Source organism: Mesorhizobium sp. M4B.F.Ca.ET.214.01.1.1, from assembly GCF_004791545.1.
In the GTDB taxonomy this organism is placed as follows: Bacteria; Pseudomonadota; Alphaproteobacteria; order Rhizobiales; family Rhizobiaceae; genus Mesorhizobium; species Mesorhizobium abyssinicae.
In genome coordinates this window covers 1-375 of record NZ_SRUX01000111.1, presented here as the reverse complement: position 1 = coordinate 375, position 375 = coordinate 1, and the positions used below count along the sequence as shown (strand labels likewise).

The 375-nt window shown below is 68.8% G+C and carries 1 protein-coding gene; it reads right to left on the bottom strand.

The window, feature by feature from the left end; translation table 11 throughout:
• Positions 1-284 (bottom strand): hypothetical protein (locus EN857_RS35305; RefSeq protein ID WP_210235161.1); only part of this gene is annotated, 284 nt, incomplete at its 3' end.
• Positions 285-375 lie beyond the last annotated feature (91 nt).

Here is a 375-nt window from a genome sequence, read left to right as displayed (position 1 = left end):
GCGGAGATCCAGAAAACGACTGCAGCGCAGCCGGAAGTCGACGCCAACAATCGGGCGGAGACCCCGCAGCCGACTGAGACCGGGCCTGCGAAACCGTCGACCGAGACACCGACGCCCGCTCCAAAGGCTGCGGAAAGCCAGAAGCCGGCGCAACCGGCCGGCGAACCGCCGGCGGCCAAGGCGTCGGGATCGAGCCAGACGAAAGCGGAAAACTCCCCGTCGCCGGAAGCAACACCGTCGGCTACCAAGCCCAGCGCATCGGACCTCGTCGAGGCTTTGTCCAAGCTCCCCAGACCGAAGGTCGCCCCGCCTGCGGAAAGCCAGGCACCGGCGTCGTCAACCAGCCAGCCGACAGCGCCCGAAGCGGGTCGCCAG